Annotated in this window: 13 protein-coding genes; all 13 read right to left on the bottom strand. The window is 32.7% G+C overall.

The features are described from left to right. Nucleotides 1-132: 132 nt before the first annotated feature. On the bottom strand, nt 133-789 hold the full coding sequence (locus tag N4A57_RS17325; protein WP_293659334.1) for an HAD family hydrolase: 657 nt from the start codon (nt 787-789) through the stop codon (nt 133-135). Nucleotides 790-894: 105 nt separating this feature from the next. Continuing rightward, nucleotides 895-1,410, bottom strand: a complete 516-nt coding sequence (locus N4A57_RS17320) for a ferritin-like domain-containing protein (RefSeq protein ID WP_293659333.1) — start codon at nt 1,408-1,410, stop codon at nt 895-897. A 157-nt stretch (nt 1,411-1,567) separates the two neighbouring features. Then, nucleotides 1,568-1,891, bottom strand: coding sequence for a DUF6897 domain-containing protein (locus tag N4A57_RS17315; protein ID WP_293659332.1), 324 nt, complete (start codon nt 1,889-1,891; stop codon nt 1,568-1,570). Between the two features lie 167 nt (nt 1,892-2,058). Beyond that, nucleotides 2,059-2,472, bottom strand: a complete 414-nt coding sequence (locus tag N4A57_RS17310; RefSeq protein ID WP_293659331.1) for a hypothetical protein — start codon at nt 2,470-2,472, stop codon at nt 2,059-2,061. Between the two features lie 256 nt (nt 2,473-2,728). Then, nucleotides 2,729-5,923, bottom strand: a complete 3,195-nt coding sequence (gene carB, locus N4A57_RS17305; protein ID WP_293659330.1) for a carbamoyl-phosphate synthase (glutamine-hydrolyzing) large subunit — start codon at nt 5,921-5,923, stop codon at nt 2,729-2,731. 109 nt (nt 5,924-6,032) lie between these two features. After that, nucleotides 6,033-7,103, bottom strand: a complete 1,071-nt coding sequence (carA, locus tag N4A57_RS17300; RefSeq protein ID WP_293659329.1) for a glutamine-hydrolyzing carbamoyl-phosphate synthase small subunit — start codon at nt 7,101-7,103, stop codon at nt 6,033-6,035. Next, nucleotides 7,093-8,283 carry an aspartate aminotransferase family protein gene (locus N4A57_RS17295; protein WP_330671546.1) on the bottom strand — a complete coding sequence of 397 codons (1,191 nt, stop codon included), beginning with the start codon at nt 8,281-8,283 and terminating at the stop codon, nt 7,093-7,095. The genes carA and N4A57_RS17295 overlap by 11 nt, the downstream gene beginning before the upstream one ends. 23 nt (nt 8,284-8,306) lie before the next feature. Further along, the gene (gene argB, locus N4A57_RS17290) at nt 8,307-9,113 is read right to left on the bottom strand and encodes an acetylglutamate kinase (protein ID WP_293659328.1); all 807 of its coding nucleotides are present in this window, start codon (nt 9,111-9,113) and stop codon (nt 8,307-8,309) included. Nucleotides 9,114-9,115: 2 nt separating this feature from the next. Then, entirely contained in the window at nt 9,116-10,336 is a 1,221-nt protein-coding gene (gene argJ, locus N4A57_RS17285; protein WP_293659327.1) for a bifunctional ornithine acetyltransferase/N-acetylglutamate synthase, read from the bottom strand. A 15-nt stretch (nt 10,337-10,351) separates the two neighbouring features. After that, nucleotides 10,352-11,389 (bottom strand): N-acetyl-gamma-glutamyl-phosphate reductase, encoded by a 1,038-nt coding sequence (gene argC / locus N4A57_RS17280; RefSeq protein ID WP_293659326.1) that lies wholly within the window; start codon nt 11,387-11,389, stop codon nt 10,352-10,354. Then, nucleotides 11,386-12,330: an ornithine carbamoyltransferase gene (argF, locus tag N4A57_RS17275; RefSeq protein ID WP_293659325.1), complete on the bottom strand. Its 945-nt coding sequence runs from the start codon at nt 12,328-12,330 to the stop codon at nt 11,386-11,388. The genes argC and argF overlap by 4 nt, the downstream gene beginning before the upstream one ends. Nucleotides 12,331-12,507: 177 nt before the next feature. Continuing rightward, nucleotides 12,508-13,239: a pyruvate formate-lyase-activating protein gene (gene pflA / locus N4A57_RS17270; protein WP_293659324.1), complete on the bottom strand. Its 732-nt coding sequence runs from the start codon at nt 13,237-13,239 to the stop codon at nt 12,508-12,510. A gap of 11 nt (nt 13,240-13,250) precedes the next feature. Beyond that, nucleotides 13,251-15,479 (bottom strand): formate C-acetyltransferase, encoded by a 2,229-nt coding sequence (pflB, locus tag N4A57_RS17265; RefSeq protein ID WP_293659323.1) that lies wholly within the window; start codon nt 15,477-15,479, stop codon nt 13,251-13,253. Between the last annotated feature and the right edge of the window lie 496 nt (nt 15,480-15,975).

The raw sequence follows: 15,975 nt of genomic DNA, 5'->3' as shown, positions 1-15,975 counted from the left end.
ACTTTCGCTTGTGACAAGGACTTCAATGGAAAAAATTTCAATATATTTTCCTGAAGTAGGCCCACATACATTTATATTGGATATAGTTTTCCCAATTTATCATTATTAAAGCCGAGCTTTTAAGCTCGACTTTTAAGCAATTTCATGGTATCCATTTAAATATCTATCTGCATCCTTCATAATGTCCTCTTTAAAAGGTAGTGAAGTTTCATCTGCTATGGCAAATACTTTCATACCTGCACTTTTAGCTGCCAATACACCTGCGTGGGTATCTTCAAAGGCAAGGCAGTTTTGTGGATCTACACCTAAATCCTCTGCAACCTTTAAATATATGTGAGGATGGGGCTTTCCCTTTTCAACTTCACATGAAGTTCTTATAATCTCAAAATAATCATGTATTTCGTTATTTTTAAGAACTGCATCCACTAATTCCCTTGTATTACTTGTGGCAACACCAAGTTTTAGTTCATTATCTTTTATATTATCTAAAAGTTCCTTTACCCCTTCTTTCAATAGAATCTTCTCAGCATAAAATTCCCTAGTCATATCTAGCCAATCAGCCTTTATCTGTTCTATGGAATCCTCTAGATTAAAAGTATCCTTAAAATATAGGGCAACTTCCGTATAGCTCATACCCTCTATATCCTTTTGCAACTTTAAGTGATCTATACTATCCACATCCACATTCTTTCTTTTTAAATATTCTATATCAATATCTAGCCATATCCACATGGAATCTACTAAGGTTCCATCTAAGTCAAATATTACAGCTTCAATGTTATTAAACACTTCCTACCACCTACTTTCAACTTATCTATCGAAAATAGATTATCATATATATATCATATATGCAAACCTTAATACGATATTTTTCGATAAAATGCGCTAGCTCATTTATCCCCTGACACTTATAGGTCCATAGGAATCTTTATCATAATTTAATAATAATAATGTTAACATTTCCACATGACGCTTTTCATCCCTTATTACCCCTTCTAATGCTTTCCTCACTTTTGGTATATTTACCATCGATAAGTGCTTTTCATATAATAATATGGCCTCACATTCTCCCTTTATATCTTCCCTAATCATATTTAATAAGGAATCATCTTGTCTAAGTATACACTTTTTAGTACTTCCCTTTTTCACATGAAGTTTTTCTTTTACACTTAAATACTCTTCATATTCTACTAGATCATATTCTCTTATCAAATCTAAAAATATTCCGTAATGAATCTTCTCTCTTTTTAAAATATATGACCAAACCCTATTAAACTCTGGATTTGCACTTTGAGCCATATGTCTTTCATATGCATCAATAGCTACTATCTCCCCTACCAATCCTTCCCTTAATAGGCTACACATATTTAAGGGTAACTTCTGTGGTATTCCATTTGTAGTATAACTCATAGAAAAATCCCCCTTCATACTATTATTCAAATCCAATTACATATTTTCATATTAATTGTCCCTTATTAATAAATACAAACTAATCATTTAGTTTATTCCATTACATTAAAAAAGAGAACTTTAAAAGTTCCCTATCTATATGGTTTCATCATGATAATTACTTCTGATATTTGCTATCTAATATCTTAATGTTTTGGATGAAGTCTATATTGATCAAATCTATTTTCCCTTTTCCTTCAACCTTAATCCAATTATCCACCACTTCAATAATTTTTACTTTTTGGAACTTAGGACCGAAGGAACCAGATGATATATTACAAACCTTACCTATATAACTTTTAATTAAGTCATTTGACATTTTAACGCCTCTTTTCTTCTTTTGCTTAATTTTAGCAGTAATAATTCTATGTTCAGATGGTATTAAAATAAATAGTACTACAAACATTGGTAAATATATAGATATCCATATTGCAGGATTCAAAATTATCATCACCTTTAAAAAAATTATGGATCATTTAATATTGTCATTAACTTTTATTTATTCTTATTGCGTTATTCAGTCTAAAGTTTATACATATGTGCATAACACCTCATTTTCATATTCCGTCAAAGTAATAATTAGCAATAGTAATATTATTGTTATTTTTTCTAATATCTGCTTCTATTAAATCTAATATATAGTGACATAGCAATCATTACTAATATTGCAGGTAATGCTCTATATGTTAATGCCCATTTTAAACCTCTTACATCATCTTCTTTTCCGTGCTTAAATGCTGAGGCAAATAAAGATATTAGGGACAGGCAGATAAAAATAGGTACAGCAACTTCAAAAACATGTAAATACATTTCATAACTCTTAAAGTATAGATGAATAACCTCCTTCACTGTAGCTAAAATCAATCCAATGGCACCTAAAACCCAAAAGCATAAAAATAATAAAGGTGATTTTCCTATCATACTTACAATAGAAGTAAATATGAATAATAACTCTAATATACTTAGTATAAGTATATTACCTATACTCCATTCTGATCTGACTACTACATATGCTACTAGCATTGTATAAACACACTAGATCTTTTAGGACATGGTAACACAGATTTACACATGATTATTCTCCTTTGTTAGTTAATATTGTTAAATAGTATAAGCTCTACATAATATATATTCTTTAATAGTTGTCATCTGTCAATTCACTTACTGAATTATAGCAATGTTATTTAAAATTATTATCTACATTATTCATTCCTTTGATTCTATCTTAACTATTTAATCTGTTTTCTTTACACTGAAAAAGGGAACTTAAAAAGTTCCCTTATCTATAATAATCTATAGTATTGTATTCTAATTCATCATCCTTATAATATTCCTTTAAAGCATCTAAATAACTCTTAAAGGTATATACATTAGTAAATGTAGGTATCTTGTATTGATGTGCCATACTTCTTATGATGAAACCCCTTTTACTTTTATCCTTTCCCTTATTAGGAGTATTCAGGACAATATTTATTTCTCCCTTATCCATTAATTTTTTAATTTCTTCAGGAGTATTAGCATTCATTTTATTTACCTTTAGACCCTTTTCCTTATAATACTCATAGGTTCCTTCTGTACAGAATATTTTAAATCCTAACTTTGCAAAATTTAGTAGTGGATAATAGGCTTCTTCTCTGCTTCTTTTATTTAGAGAAACTAATATTTTCCCATATTTAGGAAAATCATATAAGGCTCCTTTAAATGCTTTTATTAAGGCCTTTTCATAGGTCTTATCTACACCTAATACTTCTCCTGTTGATTTCATTTCAGGAGTTAGGGCCACATCCACATTGTCTAACTTTTGGAAAGAGAATACGGGCATCTTTACAGCATACATATCTCTATCTGGGAGTAGTCCAATTCCATAGGATAATTTCTTAAGGCTTTTACCTAATATGATTTTAATGGCTAAATCTATCATAGGTACATTAGTAACCTTACTTAAAATAGGTACTGTTCTTGAAGCCCTTGGATTTACTTCTATTATATATACTAACTCATCTTTAATTACAAATTGAATATTCATAAGACCTACTACTCCTAGGGCCTTTCCAATTTTCTTTGAATATTCAACTATGGTATCCTTTACCTTTGAGGAAATATTCATGGCAGGATATACACTTATACTATCTCCTGAATGAACTCCTGTAGGCTCTATATGTTCCATTATTCCTGGAATTAAAATATCCTTTCCGTCACAAATGGCATCTATTTCCACTTCCTTACCTTCTATATATTGGTCGATTAATATTTTGTAGTCCTTACTTACCTCACTTGCTTCCTTCATATATTCACATAATTGTTCTTCATTTCTTATAATATCCATACAGCGGCCCCCAATTACGAAGGATGGTCTTATGATTAATGGATATCCTATTTCTTTAGCAACCCCTTTAGCTTCTTCTATATTACTAAGGGCAGAACCCTTTGGTTGAGGAATTTGTAATTTTTCTAATAATTGTCCAAAATAATGTCTGTCCTCTGCCACATTTATGGACTCTACAGAAGTTCCTAATATATTTACTCCCCTTTTCATAAGCCCATTGGCTAGATTTATGGAAGTCTGCCCTCCAAATTGAAGTATTACTCCCTTTGGTTTCTCCTTTTTTATAACGTTTAAAACGTCTTCAATAAATAGGGGCTCAAAGTATAATTTATCAGCCACATCAAAATCTGTACTAACAGTCTCTGGGTTGTTATTTATCATTATGGCTTCATATGCACAATCCTTTATGGCCTTTACAGAATGTACTGAACAATAATCAAATTCTATTCCCTGACCAATTCTTATGGCCCCAGAACCTACTACTATGATCTTTTCCTTTTCTGTTATTATGTTATCATCTTCCTTATCATAGGTTGAATAATAGTATGGTGTATCTGATTTAAATTCAGCAGAACAAGTATCTACCATTTTATATACAGGATAAATATCATGGGCTCGTCTTAATATGTCTATAGTATATGCCTTCTCCCCAGTAAGGTTCATGATCTCCTTATCCGTAAATCCCATCTCCTGGGCCTTTTTTAATAGATGTAATTCTAATCCTGATGCCTTTAATTTATTTTCAATCTGAATAATATTATCTATTTTATATAAAAACCATTTATCAATCTTTGTAATATGATTTATAGATTCTATACTCATGTTTCTTCTTAAGGCTTCTCCTAAGGCAAATATTCTCTCATCCGTTGGATTTTCTAGTTCTTTTATTAATTCTGTTTCATCCATAATTTCAAATTTCTTTCTACGAAGGGCTGTGTCCTCTCCTTCTAATGATGCAACTGCCTTAAGTAGGCTACTTTCAAAATTTCTATCTATGGCCATAACCTCACCTGTGGCCTTCATTTGAGTTCCTAGTCTTCTATCGGCATAGGAAAATTTATCAAAGGGCCATTTAGGCATTTTAGTGACCACATAATCAAGACTAGGTTCAAAGGCTGCCTTAGTAGTTTTAGTAACATAATTAGGTATTTCATGTAAATCATATCCTATGGCTATTTTAGCTGCAATTTTAGCTATTGGATAGGCCGTTGCCTTTGATGCTAAGGCGGATGATCTACTTACCCTCGGATTTACTTCTATTACCACATAATCAGAAGATTTAGGATCTAGGGCAAATTGAACATTGCATCCTCCCTCAATTTTTAGGGACTTAATAATCTTTATGGACGACTTTCTGAGCATGTGATATTCCTTATCAGATAAGGTCTGGGATGGGGCTACTACTATACTATCTCCCGTGTGTATTCCTACAGGATCCATATTTTCCATATTACAAACTACAATGGCCGTATCATTACTATCTCTCATTACTTCATACTCTATTTCTTTCCATCCATAAACACTTTTTTCAAGTAGAACCTGACCTATTTTACTATGAAGTATTCCCTTTTTTATAGTATCCTTTAATTCATCCATGTTATGGGCTATTCCACCACCCGTTCCTCCTAGTGTATAGGCAGGTCTTACTATTATGGGAAATCCAATTTTCTCTACAAAGTCTATAGCGTCATCTATGGAACTTATTATTTTACTCGGACATATGGGCTCATCTATATCCTTCATAAGCTTTTTAAATAACTCCCTATCTTCTGCCTTTTTTATACTCTCTAGTGAAGTTCCAAGTAACTTCACATTATATTTATTTAATATATCTTGCTCCACTAACTCTACCGCTAAGTTAAGGGCCGTTTGCCCACCTAAAGTAGGAATTAAACCCTGGGGCTTTTCTTTTTTTATTATTTCCTCTATTACATCCACAGTAAGTGGTTCTATATACACTTTATCAGCCACATTCTCATCAGTCATAATGGTGGCTGGATTACTATTTATTAATACAACGTGAATATTTTCTTCCTTCAGGGCCTTACAAGCCTGAGTCCCCGCATAATCAAACTCAGCCCCTTGCCCTATAACTATAGGCCCTGAACCTATTACAACAACCTTTTTTAGTTCTTCCTTCTTAGGCATAATACATCACCCCTTTTGTTATTTTTATGTGTAGACATACTACCGACTTTTAAACCCAATAAACTATATCAACGTGGTAGGTTCACAAACCTCTAGTTTAAATATAACTCTACACAAGATTCTTAATTTCATCTATCCATTCTTTAATTATCACATTTCCATCTACAGGACCTGGCCCTGCCTCTGGATGAAACTGAACTGATTTTATATATTTATCCTTAACCATAAATCCTTCTATAGTATGATCATTCAAATTCTTATAAGTAATCTCCATCTCACTAGTTAAACTATCCTCATCCACGGCATAACCATGGTTTTGACTAGTTATAATAACCTTATTATTAAGTAAGTTCATAACAGGATGGTTACTTCCCCTGTGGCCATACTTTAGTTTATAAGTATCTGCCCCTAGGGCCAAAGCTAATAGTTGATGACCTAGGCATATCCCATATAGGGGGATTTTCCCTATGAGATTTTTTATATTATCTATTACATAATCTAAGTCTTTAGGATCTCCAGGACCATTAGATAAAAACAATCCATCTAAATGATCCTTTAAAATTTCATTGGCCTTCGTATTGTGAGGATATATAGTCACATTACATCCATTTCCCACAAGCTCATCTACGATAGATTTTTTAACTCCAAAATCCATAATACCAACATTTATCTTATTATTTTTATTCTCAATTATTTTCTTATCCTTAATAGAAACCTTACATACTATATCCTTGGGAAAAGTGTAATTATCTAGTTGTTCCTTCATAAAGGAGCTAATAGTTTCTGTAGTTATTAAACACTTCATAACACCCTTTTCTCTTATTTTTTTAGTGAGCATTCTAGTATCCACATTACTAACTCCAATAATATTGTTTTCTTCTAAATACTCATATAAATTCTTTATACTTCTATAATTGCTTGGATGATTAATATATTCCTTAACAACTAGGGCCTTAGGTTGGATTTTTTCTGATTCCTTATCCTCTAGGTTTATGCCATAATTCCCTATTAATGGATAGGTCATGACTACTACTTGACCTCCATAGGATGGGTCCGTAAGAATCTCTTCATATCCAGTCATTCCCGTATTAAAAACTATCTCACCTACAATAGTCTTTTTACTTCCAAAGGAAATACCTTCTAAAATAGTTCCATCTTCTAGTAAAATACTAGCCGTCATCCTTCATCCCTCCTAACACATCTTTTAATATTCCTATTCCCTCATAAATATGTTCCTTCTCTATAATGAGAGGTGGAACTATTCTTATGACCTTCTCTCCAGCTCCCACTAACAATAATCCCTTATCCTTACAATTATCTATAATTCCACCTACTGGTATATTAAATTCCACACCTAACATATAACCAAGGCCCCTAATAGAGCTTATTAAATCATTATCTTTTTTTAGTTTTTCTAATTCATCATATAGCAATTTAGAATTTTCTCTTATAATATTTAACATATCTTCACGTGATAATTTCTCTATTACTACCTTTCCTGCACTTGTAGCAAGTGGATTTCCTCCAAAGGTACATCCATGATCTCCTGGAGTAAAGGCACTAGCTATTTTTTCCTTAGCCATAATGGCCCCTATGGGAAATCCTCCTCCTAGGCCCTTTGCCATACAGATTATATCTGGACATATATTAAAATATTCATAGGCAAACAAATATCCTGTTCTACCTATTCCACATTGAACCTCATCATATATTAAAACTATATCTTCCTTAGTACATAGTTCTCTTAAATCTTGTAAAAACTCCTTTGTGGCCACATGGATACCACCTTCTCCTTGAATTGGTTCAACTATTATGGCACAGGTATTCTTATTTACTAATTTTTTTACACTTTCAAAATCATTAAACTCTCCAAATTTTATATTAGGTATGAGGGGCTTAAAGGAATTTTGATATTTCCCCTGGCCTGTAACACTTAAGGCTCCTAATGTTCTTCCATGGAAAGAATTTTTCATGGCTATAATTTCATTTTTACCATCTTTAAGTCCATATTTTCTACTAAGTTTAATGGCAGCCTCCACCGCCTCTGTGCCACTATTTACAAAAAATACTTTCTCAAATTCACTTTTACTCACAAGGGCTTTAGCTAGTTCAATGGATGGTTTATTCCAATAGATATTGGAACAATGGTGTATCTTATTTAATTGTTCTACTATACTATCCATCCATTCTTTGTCCTTATATCCTAATGAATTAACTGCCACTCCCGATACAAAATCTAGATACTTATTTCCATTCATATCCCATAGGTAGACCCCATGTCCATGATCTATGACTAAATCCTTTTGCTTATATACATTCATAAATAGATTCTTACCTTGGTGAATCCAATTTTTCTCCACTCTTATGCCTCCCTTTGTACTTTTTAAACTACTACAGTTCTCTTGACTTTTTCGTTAAAAAACAAGTCCCTTACGGAGTTTTTCTTTTTCCCATTAGTTATATAGACCCTTTTCACATTATGTTTTATACCTTCTGCACAACACTTAATCTTAGGTATCATCCCTCCCCTTATAATCCCCTTATCTATATAATCATCCACTTCATTGATCTCTATCTTTTCTATTAAGGTAGACTCATCATTACTATCCCTTAATATGCCTGCCACATCTGTTAAAAATATTAATGTATGGGCACCTAGGGCTGATGCTATATGGGTGGCCCCGTAATCTGCATTCACATTATATGGATCCTTTTTTTCATCTACTCCAAGGGGAGCTATCACTGGTATATAACCTGATTTAATCAAAATTTCTAATATACCCTTATTTATTTTTTCTATTTTACCTACAAATCCTAAATCCACATTATCCATATGCTTTTTACTTACTTCTATTAAATCCCCATCAATGCCACTGATACCTATGGCATTTCCTTTAAATTTATTTATCTCTGAAACAATATCCTTATTTACTTTACCTATTAAAACTTTTTTTACTATGTCAACCGTGTCCTTGTCTGTAACCCTTAATCCTTTTATAAATAAACTTTCCTTTCCACTTTTTTTCATCTCTTCATTTATATATGGGCCACCTCCATGGACAATTACAGGATACATTCCCTTACTTTTTAAATAACATATGTCTTCGCTTATATTTTTTATGGAATCATCTTTTGAAAGGGTACTTCCTCCATATTTAATTACTACTATATTCTTATGGTCTATACTCATAATTAACTTCTATAGGATGCATTTATGTTCACATAGTCATGACTAAAATCACATCCCCAACCTTTCACATTATTATTCCCTTCCTTAAGGTCTATACTTATTATTATCAAATCCGATTCCATAATCTTTTTAGCCATTTCTTCATGGAATATACAAGGGGTTCCATCCTTCATAAGGTATATTTCCTCTTCACCATTTCCTAAAAATAGATCTACTTTATTAGGATCAAAATTTCCCTTTGAATATCCAGCTGCTGCTATTATTCTTCCCCAATTAGGATCTTCTCCATATATGGCTGTCTTCACTAGACTAGACATTAATATGGATTTACATATTTTTTTCCCATCATCCTTACTTAATGCACCTTTAACCTGTACCTCTATTAATTTAGTAGCCCCTTCTCCATCCTTTGCTATCTTTTTGGCTAAGGTAGTGTTTATAATGTGAAGGGCATCTTTAAATTTCTTATAATCCTCATCTTCACTATTTATAAAATTATTTTTCCCCTGTCCACTGGCCATTAAAAGGACCATATCATTTGTAGATGTGTCTCCATCTACAGAAATCATATTATAAGAATCCTCCACACTTTCTTTTAATGCCTTATTTAATAAATCCTTATCCATGTTAATATCTGTAGTTACAAAACTAAGCATGGTGGCCATATTAGGATGTATCATTCCAGAGCCCTTTGCCATGGCTCCTATTTTTATAGGTACTCCACCTATGTTTATTTCAACTGCCATTTCCTTTATAAATGTATCTGTAGTCATTATTCCCTCTGCCGCCCATTTTCCATGTTCTAAGTCATTACCTAGTTCTTTACTCAATTTTTTTATACCAAGTTTAATCTTATCCATAGGTAAAAACTCACCTATAACTCCCGTAGATGCAACTAAAACTTCACTACTTTTTATATTTAAACTTTCCCCTGTTATATGGGTAATTTTCATGGCATCTTCATATCCCTTTTTCCCAGTACAGGCATTTGCCACACCACTATTTATTACAATGGCCTTTATATTATTGCTTTTACTTAAAGTCTCCTCATTTATTAAAACAGGAGCAGCCTTTACTTTATTAGTGGTAAACATGCCCACAGTGGTGGCTCCACCTTCACAATATATTAATGATAAATCCTTTCTCTTTCTCTTAACTCCTGAGTAAAATCCCGATGCCATAAATCCCTTTGGTGCTACAACTCCTCCCTTGATTATTTTCATATTTTCTCCTCCTTCTTAAGCTGTAAATATGGGTACCATTTTTAATCCTGTAGTTTCATCCATATTAAATATTAAGTTCATATTTTGAACGGCCTGACCTGCTGCTCCCTTTACTAAGTTATCTAGGGCTGATATGACTATTAATCTATCATCCTTCACAAAAAAATTCATGTCCACATAATTAGACCCCTTAACCCACTTAGTAGATGGACTTATATTTTCAGTTAAAATCCTTATAAAGGGTGAATCCTCATAGTAATCTAAATACAATTTCTTTATGTGGTCATAGTCCACATGCTCAGTTAATTTACAATAGGAAGTAGTTAATATTCCCCTATTCATGGGAATTAGATGGGGAGTAAAGATTACATTTACCTTACTTTCACCTATTTCTGATAATTTTTCTTCAATTTCTGGTGTATGTCTATGATTAAACATACTATATGCTTCTATGGATTCATTAGATTGGGTGTAGTGGGCCTTTAGGTTAAGATTTCTTCCCATACCTGATATGCCCGATTTAGCATCTATTATAATATTATTAAGATCTATTAATTTATTTTTTACTAAGGGTGCTAAACTAAGTATGGAACAGGTAGTATAGCACCCTGGATTTCCTATTAAAGAAGATTTTTTTATCTCATCCTTATATACTTCACATAATCCATATACGGCCTTTTTATTCAATTTTTTATTTTCATGGTTCACTTTATAATGTTCTTCATAGGTATCTATATTATGAAATCTAAAATCTGCTCCTAAGTCAATTACCTTTACCTTTTTTAGGATTTCTTCATCTATTTTTCTATGGGTCATACCATGGGGTAGGGCCATAAACAAAAGATCTACCCTTTTTATTAGCTCATTAATATTTTCTTCTTCACACACATGGCTAAATATATTATTGTAATTTAAATAAATTGAGTTATATTCTTCTCCTTCATAGGAACTAGAAGTTATAAACTCTATTTTAGCCTCCCTGTGATTATTTAAAATCCTTATGAGCTCTTGACCTACATACCCTGTAGCACCTATGATTCCCACCTTTATCATACAGCTTCCTCCTTTTTAACTAGGGTTGCCACCATGACGGCCTTTATGGTATGCATTCTATTTTCTGCTTGATCAAATACTACAGATTTATGTCCATCTATAACTTCCTTAGCTACTTCATTTCCCCTAACAGCTGGCAGACAATGCATGAATATGGTGTCATAGGATTTATTCATATCCATAATCTTCTCTGTCACTTGGTAATCCTTTAATAATTCAATTCTCTCTTTAGATTTATGCTCTTCTCCCATGGAACACCATACATCCGTATATATGACCTGGGCACCTTTTGCATAATTTTCAATATTTTCTGTAACTTCTATTTTTGATTTTGCCATTTTCTTACACTCTTCTAATAGTTCTTCTTCTGGCCACAATTCCTTAGGGCCTATTATGGTAAAATTAATACCTACCTTAGCTGCCCCTATCATGAGACTGTTAGCCATATTATTTCTTCCATCACCCATATAAACCATATTGATCTCTTCTAAGGTTCCCACATGTTCTTTAATAGTTAAAAGGTCTGCTAAAACTTGAGTTGGGTGAAATAAATCCGTAAGTCCATTCCATACGGGAACTCCACTATATTTGGCTAATTTTTCCACCGTCTCCTGCTTAAATCCTCTAAACTGTATTCCGTCAAAGTATCTACCTAAAACTCTAGCCGTATCCTCTATACTTTCCTTATGTCCCAATTGAATGTCGTTTTTACCTAAATACTCACCATGGGCGCCTTCATCTACACATGCAACTGTGAAGGCACATCTAGTTCTAGTAGATGGTTTTTCAAATATGAGAGCAATATTTTTTCCCTTTAGTTTCTTCTTTATATGGCCAGATTTTTTTTCATTCTTAACCTTATTAGCTAAATCTATTAAATATAAAATTTCTTCCTTTGTATAATCCTTAAGACTAATTAAATGTCTTCCCTTTAAGTTCATATAACTCCTCCTCTATAGGCGTATTGTATATTTATTATATTTTTTAAATAATTATACATGTATTTCGCCCTTTTTTCAATAGTTTTCTGAATTTTTATGCATTAATATGCATAAAAAAACGTTTCCATATTATGCAAACGTTTTTTTCATTTCTTAATAATTAAAAAACCTAGAAGTCTAATAGACCTCTAGGTTGTATTTTTTTAATATATCTTTTGTTCTTTCTACAGATTCTTTACTTGGTGGATCTATCCCTATTAATGGATAGTCCATATTCATACTTTCCCATTTTGATATACCCATCTCATGGTATGGAAGTACTTCTACCCTCTTAACATTACTTAATGTTTCCAAATATGCTCCTAAATCTTCAATATCCTTTGTATAATCCGTATGCTTAGGAACTAACACGTATCTTATCCACACGGGGATATTTTGTTCTTCTAGGTATTTTGCAAATTCTAGGGTCTTTGTATTTTCTACTCCAGTAAGTTCCCTATGCTTAATATTGTCTATCTGCTTAATATCTAATAAGACTAAATCTGTATTTTCTAAAAGGCCCTTAACTTGTTCTATCTCACAATAGCCCGATGTATCTAAACAAGTATGGATTCCTTCTTTTCTACATTCTTTAAATAGTTCTTCCACAAATTCAGCTTGTAGGGTAGGTTCCCCACCAGATATGGTTATACCACCACCAGAAGCATTGAAATAGCTTTTATACCTTCTCACTTCTTTCATAATCTCATCCACAGATTTTTCTTCTGAGTCCCCATTTACCCATGTATCTGGATTATGGCAGTATTTGCATCTTAGTGGGCATCCCTTTAAAAATAATATATATCTAATTCCTGGTCCATCTACTGTTCCACAAGTCTCTATAGAATGTACATAAGCAGATTTACTCATTTTAATCACTCCTATATTTGCCTATGGAATGTACGGTTAATTACATCTAATTGTTGTTCCCTAGTTAATTTAATAAAGTTTACTGCATATCCTGAAACTCTCACTGTTAATTGAGGGTATTCTTCTGGGTGTTCCATAGCATCTAATAATGTTTCTTTGTCAAATACGTTAATATTAATATGGTGTCCATCTTGAATAAAGTATCCATCAAGGAGACCCTTTAAATTGTTAATTCTCTCATCTTCAGACTTTCCAAGGGCTCCTGGAACGATTGAGAATGTATATGATATACCATCTTCACTGTGTTCGTATGGTAATTTTGCCACAGAATTCATAGATGCAATGGCACCCTTTTTATCCCTTTTATGCATTGGGTTAGCCCCTGGTGCAAATGGCTCTCCTGCTTTTCTTCCATCTGGAGTGTTACCAGTCTTCTTTCCATATACCACATTTGATGTGATAGTTAATATACTCATAGTTGGAGTTGCATTTCTATAAGTCTTACGCTTTCTAATCTTATCCATGAATATCTTAACTAAATCTCTAGCTATATCATCTGCCCTATCATCATCGTTACCAAAGGCCGGATATTCTCCTTCAATTTCAAAATCTAGAGCTAATCCTTCTTCATTTCTAATAGTCTTAACTTTAGCATACTTAATTGCAGATAAGGAGTCAGCCACTACTGATAATCCAGCAACTCCGCAAGCCATAGTTCTTAATATATCCCTATCATGTAGAGCCATCTCAAGCTTTTCATAGGAATACTTGTCATGCATATAGTGGATAACATTAAGGGCATTTACATAGGTCTTAGCTAACCACTCCATTAATTTATCAAACTTTTCCATTACCTCATCATAGTTTAAGTATTCAGATTGGATTTTCTCAAACTTAGGAGCAACTTGAATATTTAACTTTTCATCAACTCCACCATTAATAGCGTAAAGTAATGCTTTAGCTAAGTTAGCACGAGCTCCAAAGAATTGCATTTGCTTTCCTATTCTCATGGCAGATACACAGCATGCAATGCCGTAGTCATCTCCCCAGTATGATCTCATTAAGTCATCATTTTCATATTGAATAGATGAAGTATCAATAGAAACCCTAGAACAGAACTTCTTGAATCCCTCTGGCATATCCTTAGACCATAAAACTGTTAAGTTTGGCTCAGGAGCTGGTCCTAGATTATATAGTGTATTTAATATTCTAAAGGAGTTTTTAGTTACTAATGTTCTTCCATCCACACCCATACCACCTATAACTTCTGTTACCCAGTTAGGATCTCCACTGAATAATTGGTTATATGATTCTGGCCTTAAGAATCTTACCATTCTTAACTTCATTACAAAATGATCCATCATTTCTTGTAACTCATCTTCATTGTAAATTCCGTTATCTAAATCCCTTTCCATGTAAATATCTAGGAAAGTGGCTACTCTACCAATACTCATGGCAGCACCATTTTGTTCTTTAATAGCTCCCAGGTATGCAAGATATGTCCACTGAATAGCTTCCTTAGAATCTATAGCCGGTCTAGAAATATTAAATCCATAAGATTTACCCATTTCTATTAATTCTTTTAAGGAAGCTATTTGTTCTGAAATCTCTTCCCTTAATCTTATTGTATCTTCTAACATGAAGTCCAGTTCAAGGGAAGCTAATTGCTCCTTTTTCTCTTCAATCAATCTATCTACACCATATAATGCTACCCTTCTGTAGTCTCCTATGATACGTCCTCTTCCATATGCATCAGGAAGGCCTGTTATAACTCCAGTTTTCCTAGCTAATTTGATTTCTGGTGTATAAGCTTCAAATACTCCTTGGTTATGAGTTTTTCTATATTTAGTAAAGGTTTCTTCAATTGTAGGATCTAATTCATATCCATATTCCTTACAAGCATTAGCCATCATTCTAATTCCACCAAAGGGCATAATAGCCCTTTTAAGGGGTGCGTCCGTTTGAATACCCACAATAACTTCTAAATCCTTATCTATATATCCAGGACCATGGGATACGATTGTTGATACGGTTTTAGTATCTATATCTAATGTTCCCTTTTTCTTAGTCTCTTCTTTAAATAAAGTCTTAACTTTATCAAATAGTTTATTAGTTCTATCACTTGTACCTACTAGGAAAGATTCATCCCCCTCGTATGCCTTATAATTTCTTTGAATAAAATCTCTCACATTAATTTCTTTTTGCCATTTTCCTGTTATAAATCCTTTATATGGTTTCATACCATATCCTCCTTTTATCCTTTCGGAAAGGTATATTGTATACATAATCTTCTTCTTGTATACATGATACTATATATGATAATCATTCGCAACACATTTCTACATTTTTTTTGATATTTTTTTATCAATTTTTCCAACTCTTCTTGTTTGATCTATCATGTATATAATCATTTCTATATATCACATTGCACATTGTTTATTTTATAACTAACTTTTGTTTTCTATATAGATTTCGTAACACTAAGCTTTCTTTATACAGTAACTTGCCTATAAGGGAAAATATATTGAAAATCTTTGGAACCCTGGAACGTCACAACATCTTATTCTACTTTAACATGACTCATGACCCTATCTACGAAGATTCACACTTTCGCTTGTGACAAGGACTTGGGTGGAAAAGATTTTCAATATATTTTCCTGAAATAGGCACACATAAAGCTGATTCATAAATACAAAATCTATAGAAAAAGACAGCTACAAAATTTGTAACTGCCTT

This window comes from Anaeromicrobium sp. (assembly GCF_025210435.1).
Lineage (GTDB): Bacteria > Bacillota > Clostridia > Peptostreptococcales > Thermotaleaceae > Anaeromicrobium.
The sequence above is the reverse complement of the archived record's forward strand: the minus strand, read 5'-3'. Positions and strand labels throughout refer to the sequence as shown.

Bases quoted from the DNA above. Each gene is read 5' to 3' on its own strand.
- carB (WP_293659330.1), bottom strand. From the start codon at position 5,923: ATGCCTAAGAAGGAAGAACTAAAAAAGGTTGTTGTAATAGGTTCAGGG.
- argJ (WP_293659327.1), bottom strand. From the start codon at position 10,336: ATGAAAATAATCAAGGGAGGAGTTGTAGCACCAAAGGGATTTATGGCA.
- argF (WP_293659325.1), bottom strand. From the start codon at position 12,330: ATGAACTTAAAGGGAAGACATTTAATTAGTCTTAAGGATTATACAAAG.
- carA (WP_293659329.1), bottom strand. From the start codon at position 7,103: ATGACGGCTAGTATTTTACTAGAAGATGGAACTATTTTAGAAGGTATT.
- N4A57_RS17310 (WP_293659331.1), bottom strand. From the start codon at position 2,472: ATGCTAGTAGCATATGTAGTAGTCAGATCAGAATGGAGTATAGGTAAT.
- argC (WP_293659326.1), bottom strand. From the start codon at position 11,389: ATGATAAAGGTGGGAATCATAGGTGCTACAGGGTATGTAGGTCAAGAG.
- pflB (WP_293659323.1), bottom strand. From the start codon at position 15,479: ATGAAACCATATAAAGGATTTATAACAGGAAAATGGCAAAAAGAAATT.
- N4A57_RS17320 (WP_293659333.1), bottom strand. From the start codon at position 1,410: ATGAGTTATACTACAAATGGAATACCACAGAAGTTACCCTTAAATATG.
- argB (WP_293659328.1), bottom strand. From the start codon at position 9,113: ATGAGTATAGACCATAAGAATATAGTAGTAATTAAATATGGAGGAAGT.
- pflA (WP_293659324.1), bottom strand. From the start codon at position 13,239: ATGAGTAAATCTGCTTATGTACATTCTATAGAGACTTGTGGAACAGTA.